Annotated in this window: 1 protein-coding gene; it reads left to right on the forward strand. The window is 39.1% G+C overall.

What is annotated here, in order from left to right; all coding sequences use genetic code 11:
• A partial coding sequence (locus Q4528_RS16120) for a hypothetical protein (RefSeq protein ID WP_303522777.1) occupies positions 1–235 on the forward strand: 235 nt, incomplete at both ends.

A 235-nucleotide genomic window follows, 5' to 3' on the forward strand; every position in this document is an offset into this window, starting at 1 on the left:
GTGTGAAGCACCGAAAACAACAGTAACAACCAAAAGACAAAAGCCGGCATTCAAAGAAGAGCTTAAAACTGATTTTACAACATCAGCAAAAACAGCAATTTTTCGAAACGGGCCTTCTGCACCAATAAAAACACTTATTGAAAAAGGTTTACTTGGTGAAGGCAGCGCACTTAACTACGGAAAAGGTAAATACGATCATGATACAAACGCAATCGCTAAATTAACAGGCCACTGC

The sequence above is a fragment of the Staphylococcus pasteuri genome (assembly GCF_030547725.1).
GTDB lineage: Bacteria > Bacillota > Bacilli > Staphylococcales > Staphylococcaceae > Staphylococcus > Staphylococcus pasteuri.